Origin of the sequence: Paraburkholderia sediminicola (genome assembly GCF_046027825.1) — a bacterium.
GTDB lineage: Bacteria > Pseudomonadota > Gammaproteobacteria > Burkholderiales > Burkholderiaceae > Paraburkholderia > Paraburkholderia sediminicola_D.
In genome coordinates, this window is record NZ_JAQQDU010000002.1 from 151,692 (window position 1) to 166,567 (window position 14,876).

Below are 14,876 nucleotides of genomic sequence, written 5' to 3' on the forward strand. Positions count from 1 at the left end.
GCACTGGCGCGAGCGTTATTGTCGAAACGACAAGATCGGCGACAAGCCGTCATACTCTGTCTGTTCTTGCGGTGGACGGTCCGGCGACGCAATCGGAAAACCTGGCCAGGTACCAGAGCGATGCGTGACCGTTCGTCCCGTGTTTTTGACGGCAATTTCCGCGTAGCGCCACGCGCGGTTCATGTGGAGCGTATTTCGTAATGAGTTACACCCCTGTCGCTCCATTCGCCCACGACAAGGCTGATTCCGGTGCCTTCGTGGGCGGCGCACCCGCATTTCGCCAACTGGTCCGCATGATCGATCGGGTCGCCCCCACCGATCATCCGTTGCTCATTTTCGGGCCGACCGGTTCGGGCAAGGAACTGGTCGCTCGCCGCGTGCACGCGCACAGCCTGCGCCAGGATCAACCGTTCGTCGACGTCAACTGCGGCGCGATCCCAGAGAACCTCGTGGAAGCCGAACTGTTTGGGCACGTTAAAGGCGCGTTCACCGGCGCGGGCGAAAACCGCCAGGGACTTTTGCAGCAGGTCGGCAAGGGCACGCTGCTGCTCGATGAAATCGGCGAACTGCCGCTCGCGCTGCAACCGAAACTGCTGCGCGTACTCGAAACGCGAACCTTCCGTCCGATTGGTTCGTCAACCAGTCTGCAGTTCGCCGGGCGCGTGGTCGCCTCGACCCACCGCGACCTGCGCGAACTCGCGCGCGAAGGGTTATTCCGCGAGGACCTCTTCTACCGGCTCGCGGTCTTCGTGCTGGCCGTGCCCGGACTTGAGCAGCGCATCGAGGACATTCCCGCCCTCGTTACCCATTTCGCATCGCAGCACGTGCGTCGTCTTGAGTTTTCGCCGGCCGCCATCCGCCGGCTTGGGCAGCACGCGTGGCCCGGCCACATCCGCCAATTGCGCAACCTGATCAGCCAGTTGAGCGTGCTCGCCGAAAACACGCTTATCGACGTCGATTCGCTCGAACCGTTTCTCGCCAACGAGAGCGGCGGACCGGTGTCGCGCGCCAACCTCGCAGACATGCTGTTGCAACTCGAAGGACGCGACAAACTCGCCGCCGCCGAGGACCTCCTGATCGACCGCGCACTCGAACGAACCGCGGGCAACAAGAGTGCGGCCTCCACATTACTGGGGGTGGGCCGCAAGACCATCGAGCGGCGTCTGAAGTCGCGCGAAGAACATCACCGGGAAGCGCGCAAGTGTCTCGAGCATGCGAGCGCGCTAATCGAGGAATCGAAGTTCGCCGAAGCCATTCCGCCGTTGCGCCGCTGCCTTGACCTGCTGCAAATGTCTCACGAACAGGAAGCCGCGCGCCGCCTTCAGTTCGACGCCTACCGCTTGCTCGGCATGAGCTTGCGCAGCGTGCACGGCTGGCTGTACGCGGAGGCCACCGCCTGCTACGCCGCCGCGCTGGCCATCGGCGAAGGCGTCTGTACCCCCGCTGAAATCGCCGCGATTCAGTTCGGCGTCTGGACCACGCAACTGACGACGCTTCAACTCAAGCAGGCGCGCGCGACCGCGCAGAACATGCTGGAGCGCGCGCAGAATAGCGGCGACCGGGTGTCACTCGACGAAGCCCACGTCGCGATGACCAATACCCTCTTCTGGCTTGGCGACAGCGAGGAGGCCGTTGCCTGTCTCGCGCGCGGCAACCTGCTTGGCGTGGGGCGCGACGACTCCCGTACGGGCTCTCAAGGGATCGATCTCGCCAGTCTCGCGTTGACTTTCGAAGGACTCGCGGCCTACCAGATCGGCGCATTCGGACAGGCACGGCGCGCCATGGAGATGTTGATCCTGCGCGCGTCCGAGCCAGGCTCGCACGCGTTCGCTCATGCCGTCAACCTGCAGGGCGCCGCCTGGCTCGCCAGCCTGTTCGATGACATGGACCGGCTGGGGCATCTCGCGAGTGAACTCGAATCGGTGTCGATCGCGAACGGCTTCGCGTTCTATCGGGGCATCGGTCAGATACTCCGCGCGTGCCACCTCAGTTCGCTCGGTCATTCCGACGAAGCGGAAACCGTCATGCTCGACGGCTACGACAACCACGTCGTCTGCAATGGCGGTGCACTGTTCTATTCCTTCAAGGCGTGGCAGCAGGGCGAGCTGCTGCTGCGCGCCGGCCGCGCGAAGACGTGCGAGGCGATGCTCGCCGCCGCGATCGACGAAACCCTCGCGCGTCAGGAACGTGTCTACCTGGGCGAACTCCTGGTCACCCGGGCACGTGCCCAGTGGGCATTCGGTGAGGTGAACGCCGCGGAACTGGGTCTGCGTACCGCGCTGTCCACGGCACTCGCGTTCGGTTCGGTGCCTGCGCGCGTGGATGCCGCGCGTTACCTCGCCGACCTGCTGCGCGCCACCGGCCGCATCGCCGAAGGCATCGACATACTTGAACGCGGTTTGCGCTCGCTATCGACAGACCCGACCCCTCGCGTCACCAGCGCCATGCGTTTGCTCGCCGAGCTTCAGCGCGAAGTTTCTCTCGACCTTTACGGCAAAGGAATCGCAAACGGCATGTGAATTGCGTAGGGAAGATCAGGAACCGCTGCCACCCGCTTTCATCCCTATGTGGACGAAATGGTCCGTCAACGCGCCGGAAATGGCCAATTGGACGAAATCGTCCAATTTCATGGAAATGCATGGACGAGACCGTCCAATGTCGCAACTGAAATGTTCAGATATTTCCGCAGTTATGCGGCTTCACGGTTCGGCACATTTATTGCCTATACAAATTGGATGTTCGCCACTGCCTGAAAAATAACCCTCACAGGCGGTAGCCGTGCCCAGAACGTCCAACGAATCTGCCTGACAAGCTGGGGAATCCGGGAGACCAAAAAAGATCGCGCGCTGCCATGTGTACGACGCGCTGATCGACGCCAACGATATTGAGTCGCTGGCGATAGATTGAGAGGGCTGTGCTGTTGTTGTAGATGTGACTGTCGTGTGTCCACGCGTAGCGACTGAATGCTTCCGTAGAGAAGATCGTTGCAATGCGTGACGCCGGAATGGCGGAATCCGCCTGGCTATGCACCAGGCGGGCCGCTGCGGGGCTCAGCCGTCGTTGCTCTCCCTCAGGGGAACCGGCAGCGGCGGCTTGTCCTTTTTTAACCAGCTTGCGCCAACCGCGACAAACCCACCGATCCTCAGCCAGGCGTTCAGAGTGTGAGTGACGTCGCAAGCGGACCACACTGGCCATCCCCGGGGGATTCGAACAATGCATCACCACATTTTCGAAAGCGAACTCGTTCATCTTGAACGCGTCATCGCATGCACACCGCAAAAACCCTTTCCGCCGACATATTGGCGCGATCGCGTCGAACAGCTGAAAAGTTCTCCGCAAGCAACGATGTACCGCTACCGCATTGCCCGTCTCGTCCGCCTTGCCGCCGAACTGAGCGGATGAGCCGGCGTTACTCGTCCCCACGAATCAGGGTTGGCGTTTGCCGCGGCCACCAGCGGGTTTGTCAGCCGGCTTACGTGAACTCGCAGCCGGCTTGCTGGCGGGTTTGCTGCGTGGCTTTTGCACGCTGAATGGGCTACCGCTGGAGAAGCTTGTGCCTTTGCCCTCAGCCACAGTGCGCTGCGCCGCAGGCTTGCGTTTGTTTTCGCCACTTTGCGGGCGCGGTTTATTGCCGAGCACCTGCGTGGCGCGCGGCGCAGCTTGCGGCACTTTCGGCTTCTTGGGCTTTTTGGGTTTCTTGATGATCTCGCCTGTCGCGCTAGTTTGCGGCACGCGGTGTTCGGCTTCAAAACCCGGCTCCTCTTCACGGGGCAGCGTTTGCCGGATCAGCGCTTCAATCGCGGCCAGTTGCGGTGCTTCATCGGCACACACAAGGGACACCGCCACGCCGCTGGCGCCCGCGCGGCCGGTACGGCCAATACGGTGCACATAGTCTTGCGCCACGATCGGCAGATCAACGTTGATCACCAGCGGCAGGTCGTCGATATCCAGCCCGCGCGCAGCCACATCGGTGGCGACCAGCATTTGTACTTCGCCCGTCTTGAAGCGCTCCAGCGCACGCATGCGCGCGGGTTGCGGTTTGTCGCCGTGGATGGTGTCGACCGCATAGCCCGCTTCATCCAGCATGGCCGCCAGGTAATCCACGCCAATGCGGGTTTTGACGAACACCAGCGCGTGCTCCCAGTTGTTCTCAGCCACAAGGTGCATGAAGAGGTCAGGCTTGTTCTTTTTATCCACCGGCACCACCCACTGCTTGATCTTGCTGGCCGTGGCATTGGGCGGGCTGACGCTGATATTGACCGGGCCGCGCAGAATGCCCGCCGCCATGGCGCGGATATCATCGGTAAACGTGGCAGAGAACAGCAGGGTCTGGCGCTGAACTGGCAAGGCAGCAAAAACGGCGTTGAGTTCGCGCGCAAAGCCCAGATCCAGCATGCGGTCAGCTTCATCCAGCACCAGCGTTTGCACTTGATCAAACTGCACTGCGTTCTGGCGATGGAGATCCAGCAAACGGCCCGGCGTGGCAACGAGCACATCCACGCCTTTGCGCAACTTCATCATCTGCGGGTTGATACTCACCCCGCCGTAGGCTGCCAGAAATCGTAAGTCGAGGCCTTTGCCGTAATCGATAAAGCTTTGCAGCACCTGTTCGGCCAGTTCACGCGTGGGCACCAGCACCAGGACACGCGCGCGGTTGCTGGACACCGCCGGGCCGTGTTGCACTAGCCGTTGCAACAGCGGCAGCGCAAAACCGGCCGTTTTGCCAGTACCGGTCTGTGCCGCAGCCATGACGTCCTTGCCGCTGAGCACAGCAGGAATCGCCTTGGCCTGCACCGGCGTAGGTGTCTGGTAATTGAGGTCCTGCAAATTACGCAGCAAGGGATCGATCAGGCCAAGCGAGGCAAAAGACATCGGCGTATTCCGGGCTAAAACCGCAATTCTAGCGGTTGCCGCCTGATTGCGCCGCGCAGATCAATGGTCACAAAGATCGCCGTTGATCGCCACTGAAAAACGTAGCGGTGCCGGACGCCGCTCGCTCGACCTGCAACGGCTTGCGCACAATCTCAAAACACTTTATATACGTACTGCGGCCCGATATATCGCTCCGGAAGAAAACTAATTAACAACTTTGGGCGGGGGAAATCACGATGACGAATACATTCGATTTACTTAGAAACAAACGGGAGAAGTGCTATCAATGGATCATGATCGTGATTGGCGTCCTTCTGTGGATCGCCATTGCGCAGGCAATCTACAAACATTGGAATGATCCCAAGGCGGGCCACTTCATCCACCTCTACGTGGGATATGGCGTCGCGGTCGCGATCTTCTACTGGCTGGCGTCCGCGGCCTATCGCGCGTCCGCATTCGGCAACATGGTGCTGGTGAGCCGCGACCAGTTCCCGGAGTTCCACGCGATGGTCGTCGAAGCGTCGCAGGAGATCGGCCTGTCCGAACCGCCGAAGACCTTCATCTACAACTCAAACGGCATTTTTAACGCCTTTGCGCGGCGCCTGCTCGGCGGCCGCTATGTCTTCCTGACCGGCGCACTCGTCGAAGCGAGTAGCGATGCCCAAGTGCGCTTCGTGATTGGTCACGAGCTGGGCCATCATGCGGCGGGGCACTTGAATCCGTGGATCAACGGGCTCAAGCTGCCGGCGCACGTCGTCCCATTTCTCGGCAAGGCTTACTCGCGTTCGCGGGAATACACATGCGACAGCATTGGCGCCTATCTATCCAAGGACGCCCACGCATCACGCGGTGCATTGCAGATGCTGGGTTGCGGCTGCCGACGCCTGAATGCATCCTTGGATCCCAACGCGTTTATGGCTCAGGAAAAGATGGTGCCACCCATCTTCGGTTTCCTCACTGAAATCTTCCGGACCCACCCGCGGCTCACGCGGCGGGTCGCTGCAATCAATAACAGCGTGGCAAACCACACACACGGTGCCTTCGAACACGCATCACGGGAACCGCAATTCAACGTCGGCAGCCACACGCTTGACTCGAAATGAAGAAACTGACCGATTTTTCGCCATCGGGCTTCGAACGTGGCGAGATTGAGGTCAGGCAACGGAGCCCTTGAAGCGCTTCCGAAGCCATAGGGCGACACCGATTGCGATGCAAGCAGCGGCCAGTGCCGCAGCCTACCCTGCGGCATGTTGGTCCAGCTTGATTTGGGCGTCGAAGCGAGCGATTCCCGACGGTAACCCGATGACACAATCAGTATTCCCCCGGTTCACAACTTAGGTATCCGTATCTCAATGGAAGACGACCAGAGCGAGAAAAGGAGGAGCACATCAGAGCCACCATGAAAAGCTGACAGGAGTGAAAGGTTTAAGCGCAATCTGGTCTCACTCAACGCCCCCCGGCGCCCTCCGCCTCGCCATTTCACGCGGCTCTTCTGAATCCCGCTCCTTCCTGGGAATCGTCATAAATAGCCACAACAAGATCGGCAATTTATTCAATGTGGATAGATTCAATCACTTTCTTGCAGTCACAGTTTTCTACGCATAGGATTACGAAAAGTCGATCCAGATCTCAAATAATGAAAACGTGGAAACAGACCATGATGAGAGACAGAGACATCCAATCCGGGGTTGCCAGAAGCAGTCTGCTGCCGGTGAAATGACCGGTCCTGCCGGCCCCGACGCAAGAGCGGGCTGATAGCCCGACTGTGTGCCGATACGGCAAAAGCCGCATCGGCGGACACATGCGCCAATCAACTACGAGCCACTCAACCCTGAGGCAGGTACACGACGACCTGTGTGCACAGGCATAGCTAGCCCATAAGGCGAATGCGTAGCTATTTCGCATAAGGAATGGAATAACCATCAATCCGGGGAGCCCTCAATGGCTTTCGATATACCTGTTACACGCCGCACTTTCCTGAAAGTCATGGGGAGCGGCGCGGTCGTCGCAATTTCAATCAGCAATCTGCCCGCGGCGGTCCTCAATTCGTCGATGCAGACGGATCCGGACAATGGGCCCGCCTGGGCACCGGAGCCGGGCAAGGCACGCTGGCGAATAGACGGGATCCCCAAGGTAACGGGCCAGAAAATCTACGCACGTGACTTCAAGGCGCGCGATTTTATCGGCTGGCCGCAGCAGGAAAACTGGCTGTATGCGCTGCGCTGCAATCGTGTCGACCGGGTGTATGAAGGCTACGACCTGAGCATGCTGCCACCCGATTTACAGCCTGTCGCCATTGTCGATAACGACGCCCTGCTCTCGCGCCAAATCGCGCTCGCGCCGGAGTCCGACCCGGTCGCGAGTCAGGACATCTACTGGCTTGCCCGCAAAGGCTATCCCCCGGACTGTTTCGGCCAGCCCGCGGCGATGCTGATCTTTGCGAATTTCGACGTGTACCGTCGTGCGCGCAAACTGCTCGAATTCAATGACCGCACGATCCGCTATGGTGCGATCACGGATCCGAGCAGCCGCTCCAAGCCCGTCGCTTTTACGCCAACAACGACGTATGTGCGCGACGACGACACGAACTTCAACTACGTCAAGGACTACCAGACCGGCAGCAACGGCAAACCCACGCCCGAATATCTGGAGGCGCTCGAAAAAGCCAGCGTGAATATCGACGCCACCATCGAGCACAACGCAGAACAAGGCACATGGTTCAAGGCAGGCGCATCGAACAGCCGGGACTTCCTGACGCCGGCTATTGATCCGATGTTCATGGAACCGGAAGCCGGACTCGCGTGGTACGACGCCGCCTCGGGCGAACTGCGTCTTGTGCTGGGCACGCAATCCGCCAGCGAGGACGCAGGCAGCGCGGCGTCCCTGTTCGCGAACAGCAAGGTGACCATCAACGGTGTGCACATCGTCGCGTGCTACCCGGGCGGTGGCTTTGGTGGCCGCGATCGCTCGTACTTTCCGCTTTATCTCGCACTCGCCGCGCCGTTCGCGAAAGGCGCGCTGCGCTGGCAGCAATCGCGCTACGAGCAGTTTCAGGTCGGCCTCAAGCGCTGCGAGACACAGTTCACCGAATCGTTGTGGTTCGACCGCCAGGGCAAGATCCAGGCGCTCAAATGCGATTTCACGATGAACGGTGGTGGCAAGAAAAATCTCTCGCCCTATGTCGCGCAGCTTGCGGCGCTCAGCGCGATGAGTTGCTACGAGATCACGCGTGCGAATGCAACGGCTGAATCGCTCTATACGCCCGAAGTATTCGGGGGCTCACAGCGGGGCTTTGGCGGCCCGCAGGCTTTCATCGCGATCGAAACGCTGATGGATGAGGCGGCCGTCGAACTCGGCATGTCGCCATTCGCGATTCGCCGAACCAATCTGCTTGGCAATGCCCCCTCGGTTGGCAGAGGCCGTGCCATTACCGGTGCGCCGATCCTGTTCGACCTGCAATTGAGCAATGTGCTCGATCGTCTCGAAGCACATCCGCTGTGGCAGGAGCGGGACAAAACGCGCGCGCAACGTGAGGCGCAGGGCTTGAAGTACGGTATTGGCCTCGCGATGGCGAACGAAGCGTTCGGCACGTCGGGCGACGGCATGTACGGCATGGTGCAAATCCTGCCGGGCGGCAGTCTTAGCGTGATCACGACTTACACCGATATGGGCAACGGCGCAGCCACGACGCTCGGCCTCGCCCCTTCCGAATACCTGGGACAGAACGCACAGACTATTGCAATGAGCGTCTTCGAGCCTTTCCAGGCATTGGGCTTGAATGGCACGTCGAATCCGCAGAAACCAGCTGACGTGCGTTACACGTCGGGCTCGTCGAGCGCCTGCCTCGGCGCGTTTCATCAATACCACGCGGTGAAGGGCGCGGCGCAGGCGTTGCTGTTGCAAAGCGTGCTGCCCGCGGCATGGACGCTCTGGCATGCGAACGTGAAACCGGCTGACGTCAAATGGGTGGATGGCGCGCTAACCGCACGCGGCATCAGCAAGCCGCTTCTCTGGGGCGATCTGGTCGAGCGCATGCGCAGCATGAATCTGCCCACCGTCGCGGCCGTGCATGCCAGTTACGCGGGTTCCTTCTGGACGGGTACCTATCCCTTCACGTCCGGTTCGGCGGATATCGAGTACGACTACGTCGCCGTGGGCATGAATCCCAACAGTCTGACGCCATTGCACCGAGACCTGCATCCGCCCGTGATCGACGGCGCAAAATTCCAGCGCACCACGTACGCTCCGTCGGCTGCGCTCATCGCGCTGGCGATCGATCCGGCGAACGGCCGTGTCAAGGTCGAGCATGTCGTGTCGTCGGTAAGCGTCGGGCGGCAGTTGTGTCCGGCACTGGTGGAAGGACAGTCGCAGGGCGCCGTTGCCATGGGTATCGGCAACGTGCTGACCGAAACCTGCCCGCTCGGCAATGAGGGTCCGGGGGGCGGCCGGTGGAACCTGGACCGCTATCAGGTCTCACGGTTGACCGATATTCCCGTGCAGACCCTGATCGCCCTGCCGCCGCCCAACGACGATCCCGGCAACGCCCGCGGCATAGCCGAGGCCGTGATGTGCCCCATCGCGCCGGCACTGCTCAATGCGCTCGCGATGGCGACAGGCCATCGCTTCAGGGAAACACCGGTGACGCCGGAACAGATTCGAGGGGTTTTGCAATGAGCGCCACTATTCGCATGGTCATCAACGGACACGCTGTCGAAGCGCAACCCGCCGACAGCGACATGAACCTGATCGACTTTCTGCATGAGCGGCGCGATCTCACCGGCACCAAGCTGTGCTGTGGAATCGGCGTGTGCCGTGCGTGCACCGTCGGAACACGCAATCTGCCTGACGCGCCGATGGAAAAGACACTCGCCTGCTCGACGCCGGTGAGCGCCATGCAGGGCATGCATGTTTATACCGTTGAAGGGCTCATGCAGGACGGCAAGCTCTCACCGCTTCAGCAGAGCTTCCTCGAATCGTTCGCATTCCAGTGCGGTTACTGCGCGCCGGGTTTTCTGATGGCAGCCACCGCGATGCTCGATCACCTGCAGACGAATCCCGTCGATGCCACGCAACTCGACGAAACGATCGAGACCTGGGTTGGCGGCAACCTGTGCCGCTGCACGGGCTACGTCAAATACATCGAAGCGATCCGCAAAATCGCGGCGCCTTATACACGCAACGGAGCATGACAATGACAACCTGTTTGCGCGTACTGGTGTTGCTGTTGATGTTCGCAGCACGCTCCACCTTCGCCGCCAGCGCGGCGGATCAGACGCTCCTTCAATATGGCCAGCAGTGCGCTGATGAAGTCGGAGAGATTCCCGCCTTCGACTGCAACGCCGGCACCACGGTACCGATCACGGTGAACAACCACGTGCCCGAGCGTTACTTCGCGAACATGACCTGCGACCGCCCCGCGTTGCTGCCCTATGAATCGCCCACTTCCGGCCCCTGCACGCCCTACTCGAAGATCGTCAACCTGTCGCGCGGCACGACGGAGGTCTCCGCGTTCTGCCGCCGCAAGATGATTCGCGCGGACCAAAGCCCTTACTACGACGAAGTCGACATCGTGTTGCACAACACGGCCAATGGCAAAACGTGCTGGTTTCATGCGGAGCATCCGGGCAGTGCCGCAGGGTTCAACGCGTCGCGCGTGCCGCCGCCCAACGAAAAAACCCCGCCACCAGGTCACGTGTCCGCCGAGACTTTCTGGTGGCCGCCCGCCGCGACCGCGACCAAGAAGTGCGTGTCGTGCCACGATGCGAGCCCGGTGATGTACAGCCCGTGGCTCGGCCAGGTATGGGACAAGGTGCCGACCGACCCGTGGGGCAGATACATCAATATCGGCGACGCCTTCGCATCGTGGACGTCGCTTGCGATCAGCACACCCGGCAACACCTGTATCGGCTGCCATCGCATCGGCAATCAACATAGCTGCGACATTTACGTCCCGCTCGCGGCGGGCATGCTGCCGCCGCCGAAGGGCAGCGACAAACTCGCCAGCAGCTATCCGCTGAACCATTGGATGCCCGTCGACAACAACAAAAGCAAGCCGGAGTGGGACGCAGCGAGCGTGGAATCGGTCAGAAATCTGCTGACCTGTTGTTCCGAGCAAGGGAAGAACGATCCGAAATGCCAATTCTCGCCCAATGCGCAAGGCAGTGCAAAAGGCGGCTGACGGAGAATGCAGACAAACGACCCTGAGAAACGAAACGCCTATGCCTTGAAATCGGCAAGCATTACGCCCTCGCGAATACGCGCGAGGGCGTCTACCACATAGTCGACGATGGGCGTGGGCGGATTGTCCGGTTGCGCCCATACAAAACCGGAGCATTTATGTGGCTCCATGTTGGTCAGGACGCCTTCCCATGAACGGCATGACAGAAAAAAACTGACGCGGTTCTGGTCCGAATCGCGACGCATGACGAGCCTGAAGTCCAGCGCCCCTGGTGCAATCGTCACGCCGGCCTCCTCCTTCGACTCGCGAATCGCGCACTCCTCTATCGATTCATGAGGCTCAAGATGGCCGGCAACCAACGCGTACTGACCGTCCCTGAATCCGGTGTTAGCTCTCTGGAGGAAAAGGCATTCGCCCTTGTCGTTAAGGAACAGCACATTCACGTCGACAACGCTTTGCATTCGGGTCATTTTTTGCACCTTGGGTAACATCGTCACGGAGACTTCGCGGCGCATTTCCACTTGCCGGCTTGTGAAATGGATGGCCAAAAAACACCGTGCATGACGGATGTTAAATGAGGATTTCACTCCCCCCAAAAACTATGCACCTGGGAATGACGGCTCTCGATCGCCTCACAGGAAAAAGACCGTTCCCCCTATCAGGCCGGATCAAGCGTTTCCGTCTCCCCGCGTTTAACCTCTCCACCAGGGACCGCGAGCATGCTCTTACTGATTCGCAGGGTGGCATTGTCCAGTCTGGCGAAGATATTTTTCTCGGTGATGATCTGCTGCATAGCGAGCACGATCAGGCCGACTACGACTAGCAGGTCACCCGCGAACACGACGAAATAGAACCCCGTGGCAATCGGTGGAGTGCCGATCAGCATCGGCGAAGCGCCACCATCTAGCAGAACGAGCACGAGTGGTGCCACCGCGTTGAGTGCCAGGATAAAACTCCCAGGTGCAACCAGTGCGCGTCCAAGCCCAAGATGCTGCCGTTGCCTTTTACATACCTCATAGACCGTCAAGGCACGGAAGGGAACAAAGAACAGCGCCACGAGCCCAGCCAGGTAGATTTTCGGCAACCTGAGTGCAAACGCTATGGAATAAAGCAGGCAGAACCCAACGCAGACGGCGAATCCGGTACGAAGTCGCGCCGATGCGCCAAACAAGACTCGCACCCCGGACCACGTCAGTATCCGATATTGCAAATTGAGCGTAGCGGCAACGACGAGGAGCCAGTCCCTATGCAACTCGGCATGCGTCGCGTAGCTCATCACCGAACCACACATCAGGATAAACCCGGCAGTCCAAAATCGAAGTGGCTTGACGTGTGGAAATATGCGGGACAGCGTGATCGTGACGATGGCCCCACAGGCAAAGACCATCAAGGAGATCGAATTGAACGTCGGGACATCGAATTTCATCTGCACTCCAGTACGCTAGCCCGTGTTCCGCGCCGTACGAGACGCAAGAAGTTACTGATGTTCAACGTTACCGCCGCTGGCAAGCAACCGTGCCGTCTGACGACGGCACAAACTCGCCGCACACGCTCACGAGTTGACAGTCCGTTCCGTTAGCAGCGCACCAAACGCCTCGGCGGTGAGTGGTTTCCCGAGCAGGAAGCCCTGCATCTCGTCACACATCATCGACTTCAGTTTTGCGAGTTGCGAAGCGGTTTCGACGCCTTCGGCCACCACGTCCATTTCGAGGGAGTGCGCAAGGGCGATAATCGCCGAGACGATGGCGCCCCCTTCATGACCGTGTTCATCCAGACCGTTGGTGAAGAAGCGGTCGATCTTCAACTGCTTGACACGAAAGCGTTGCAGATAGGCAAGACTCGAATAACCGGTGCCAAAATCGTCGATGGCGATCTCAAAGCCATTCCGCTGGAACTCGTGGATCATCTCGATGGTTTTGGGCGCATCCTGCATCGCCACAGTCTCGGTAATTTCGAACATGATCTGTTCGCTGGAAACCTGCTCGGCACGCACGATCTCGAGTATCGTCGCGACGAGGTCCTGCTGCACCAATTGGCGCGGCGACAGGTTGATGGCCACTTTCATCGACGGCAGGCCTGCTGTCTCCCAACGGCGGATCTGTCGGCATGTTTCACGCACGACCCAGTGACCGATCTGGACGATCTGACCGGAGCGTTCCGCGATCGGGATGAATTCCAGTGGGGGAAGCATCCCCAGTTCAGGATGATTGAGGCGGAGCAGTGCCTCGGCACCCGCCAGTTCGCCATCGTCACCACGGAATTTCGGCTGGAAATGCAGTGCGAAATAGCCGGCGTCCATGGCTTCGTGAAGCGCATTCTGTATCTGCAACGTGCGGGTCGCCGCCTCATTCATGCCGGCTTCAAAAAACCGATAGGTCCCGCGGCCGCCCCGCTTTGCCTCGTACATCGCTGCGTCAGCGTGTTTCAGCAGTGTGTCGACGCTGTCGCCATCCTGCGGAAAGAGGGAAATGCCGATACTGGGCGTCACCTGCAAAGGCTGACCATCGGTCCATGCGCCTTTGCGCATCCGATCGAGCACGCTTTCCGCCATTTTTTCCGCCTCGGCGGGCGACGCGAGGTTCTCCAGCAGCACGACAAACTCGTCGCCCCCCAACCGGGCGACCGTGTCGCCGCCGCGCACGCAATGGAGCAAGCGCTGCGCGAATGCTTTCAAGACTTCATCGCCGACCGAGTGTCCGAGCGAATCGTTGATCGTCTTGAAACCGTCCAGATCCATGAACAGGATGGCAAACGCATTCCCACTGCGCCCGGATGCTTGAATAGCGCCTTCGATCCGTTCTGTCAGCGTTCTTCGATTCGGCAGATCGGTCAAGGTATCGAAGGTCGCCATGCGAACGATCTGACCGTTGAGTTGCGATACGGAGCCGACAAGAAACGTTGTCCTCGCATCGAAGCGCGACATCATGAGCACCACAATCAGAATGGCGAACGTAAACAGGGTGACTGACGTGGCAAGCCATTGCGAATTGACGCCCCTCGCTGCGCCACAAATCGATCCGGGCGGAAAGTCGGCGGCGGCCATGCCCGTGTAGTGCATGCCGGTGATCGCGAGCCCCATGACGAAAGCGGCGCCAATGCGCTTTTGAATAACGTAACCCTGACCGGTGTCGCTGAGCGTGCGGGCGATCCATAGTGCCGCGTTGGACGCGGCAATGGCGATAAGAATCGATGCGGCGAAAAGCGTTGGGTCGTAGTGAATACCCGGTTCCATCTGCATGGCGGCCATGCCGGTGTAATGCATGCCGGCAATACCGAAGCCCATTAGAACGCCGCCCGTGATGAGGCGAAGCAGACTTAGCTTCGCGCGTGTGACGATATAGAGCGCGAACCAGGAGACCAGTATGGCAATGGCCAACGAGTAGCTGGTAATGGCCAGATCGTAGCCAAGCGGGATCGGCAACGAGACGGCCAGCATGCCGATAAAGTGCATTGACCAGATGCCCACGCCCATCGCAGCGGCCCCGCCGGCGAGCCATGCGTGTCGGGCGCTCGATTGCGTCAACCGGGAAATGCGTCCGGCAAGGTCGAGTGCCGTATACGAAGCCAGGGTTGCAACGACAAGAGAGAGGGCAACTAGCCAAAAGCTATATGTGCTGTGCATGTAAAATTGAAACACCAAGGAATGACTGCTCAACGGGTTATCGGCCGGTTTTTAGTAAATTGTAGGGGTGACGGCACAATTGTTGGCGTTGGCGATAAGGCTTGGCCATGCCCCAGGATGTGCGCGCACGCCGTTCGACGAATGCCCGGATAATATCGCTCCGGCACGCCAATCAAGGGCAACTCAAGATGAAGAAACCTTCAG

Annotated in this window: 10 protein-coding genes; 6 read left to right on the forward strand and 4 right to left on the reverse strand. The window is 59.9% G+C overall.

The features are described from left to right. Nucleotides 1-200 precede the first annotated feature (200 nt). Together PQQ96_RS01865 and PQQ96_RS01870 are read left to right on the forward strand one after the other, a co-directional pair. A complete protein-coding gene (locus PQQ96_RS01865) occupies nucleotides 201-2,519 on the forward strand; it encodes a sigma 54-interacting transcriptional regulator (protein WP_408287968.1) in 2,319 nt (772 codons plus the stop codon). Nucleotides 2,520-3,213: 694 nt separating this feature from the next. Continuing rightward, the gene (locus PQQ96_RS01870; protein WP_408287970.1) at nucleotides 3,214-3,402 is read left to right on the forward strand and encodes a hypothetical protein; all 189 of its coding nucleotides are present in this window, start codon (nucleotides 3,214-3,216) and stop codon (nucleotides 3,400-3,402) included. Between the two features lie 24 nt (nucleotides 3,403-3,426). Here the strand turns inward: PQQ96_RS01870 and PQQ96_RS01875 are convergent, their stop codons facing one another. Further along, nucleotides 3,427-4,872, reverse strand: a complete 1,446-nt coding sequence (locus PQQ96_RS01875) for a DEAD/DEAH box helicase (RefSeq protein WP_408287973.1) — start codon at nucleotides 4,870-4,872, stop codon at nucleotides 3,427-3,429. Nucleotides 4,873-5,108: 236 nt separating this feature from the next. Here PQQ96_RS01875 and PQQ96_RS01880 point away from each other — a divergent pair, with 236 nt between their 5' ends. From PQQ96_RS01880 to PQQ96_RS01895, 4 genes are all read left to right on the forward strand, one after another. After that, nucleotides 5,109-5,975 carry a M48 family metallopeptidase gene (locus PQQ96_RS01880; RefSeq protein WP_408287975.1) on the forward strand — a complete coding sequence of 289 codons (867 nt, stop codon included), beginning with the start codon at nucleotides 5,109-5,111 and terminating at the stop codon, nucleotides 5,973-5,975. An 838-nt stretch (nucleotides 5,976-6,813) separates the two neighbouring features. After that, entirely contained in the window at nucleotides 6,814-9,546 is a 2,733-nt protein-coding gene (locus PQQ96_RS01885; protein ID WP_408287977.1) for a xanthine dehydrogenase family protein molybdopterin-binding subunit, read from the forward strand. Then, on the forward strand, nucleotides 9,543-10,061 hold the full coding sequence (locus PQQ96_RS01890; protein WP_408287979.1) for a (2Fe-2S)-binding protein: 519 nt from the start codon (nucleotides 9,543-9,545) through the stop codon (nucleotides 10,059-10,061). The genes PQQ96_RS01885 and PQQ96_RS01890 overlap by 4 nt, the downstream gene beginning before the upstream one ends. 2 nt (nucleotides 10,062-10,063) lie before the next feature. Next, nucleotides 10,064-11,050 (forward strand): hypothetical protein, encoded by a 987-nt coding sequence (locus PQQ96_RS01895; protein WP_408287982.1) that lies wholly within the window; start codon nucleotides 10,064-10,066, stop codon nucleotides 11,048-11,050. 38 nt (nucleotides 11,051-11,088) lie between these two features. Here PQQ96_RS01895 and PQQ96_RS01900 read toward each other — a convergent pair whose 3' ends face one another. The 3 genes from PQQ96_RS01900 to PQQ96_RS01910 all read right to left on the reverse strand — a co-directional run bounded on the left by PQQ96_RS01900 (nucleotide 11,089) and on the right by PQQ96_RS01910 (nucleotide 14,672). After that, a complete protein-coding gene (locus PQQ96_RS01900) occupies nucleotides 11,089-11,565 on the reverse strand; it encodes an NUDIX hydrolase (protein ID WP_408287984.1) in 477 nt (158 codons plus the stop codon). A 143-nt stretch (nucleotides 11,566-11,708) separates the two neighbouring features. After that, complete coding sequence (locus PQQ96_RS01905) at nucleotides 11,709-12,476, reverse strand: hypothetical protein (protein ID WP_408287987.1); 768 nt, start codon at nucleotides 12,474-12,476, stop codon at nucleotides 11,709-11,711. A gap of 126 nt (nucleotides 12,477-12,602) precedes the next feature. Next, a complete protein-coding gene (locus PQQ96_RS01910) occupies nucleotides 12,603-14,672 on the reverse strand; it encodes a putative bifunctional diguanylate cyclase/phosphodiesterase (protein WP_408287989.1) in 2,070 nt (689 codons plus the stop codon). Nucleotides 14,673-14,876: the final 204 nt, after the last annotated feature.

Excerpts from the sequence above, each read along its gene's own strand:
- PQQ96_RS01865 (WP_408287968.1), top strand. The coding sequence starts at position 201 with ATGAGTTACACCCCTGTCGCTCCATTCGCCCACGACAAGGCTGATTCC.
- PQQ96_RS01870 (WP_408287970.1), top strand. The coding sequence starts at position 3,214 with ATGCATCACCACATTTTCGAAAGCGAACTCGTTCATCTTGAACGCGTC.
- PQQ96_RS01875 (WP_408287973.1), bottom strand. The coding sequence starts at position 4,872 with ATGTCTTTTGCCTCGCTTGGCCTGATCGATCCCTTGCTGCGTAATTTG.
- PQQ96_RS01880 (WP_408287975.1), top strand. The coding sequence starts at position 5,109 with ATGACGAATACATTCGATTTACTTAGAAACAAACGGGAGAAGTGCTAT.
- PQQ96_RS01885 (WP_408287977.1), top strand. The coding sequence starts at position 6,814 with ATGGCTTTCGATATACCTGTTACACGCCGCACTTTCCTGAAAGTCATG.
- PQQ96_RS01890 (WP_408287979.1), top strand. The coding sequence starts at position 9,543 with ATGAGCGCCACTATTCGCATGGTCATCAACGGACACGCTGTCGAAGCG.
- PQQ96_RS01895 (WP_408287982.1), top strand. The coding sequence starts at position 10,064 with ATGACAACCTGTTTGCGCGTACTGGTGTTGCTGTTGATGTTCGCAGCA.
- PQQ96_RS01900 (WP_408287984.1), bottom strand. The coding sequence starts at position 11,565 with ATGCGCCGCGAAGTCTCCGTGACGATGTTACCCAAGGTGCAAAAAATG.
- PQQ96_RS01905 (WP_408287987.1), bottom strand. The coding sequence starts at position 12,476 with ATGAAATTCGATGTCCCGACGTTCAATTCGATCTCCTTGATGGTCTTT.
- PQQ96_RS01910 (WP_408287989.1), bottom strand. The coding sequence starts at position 14,672 with ATGCACAGCACATATAGCTTTTGGCTAGTTGCCCTCTCTCTTGTCGTT.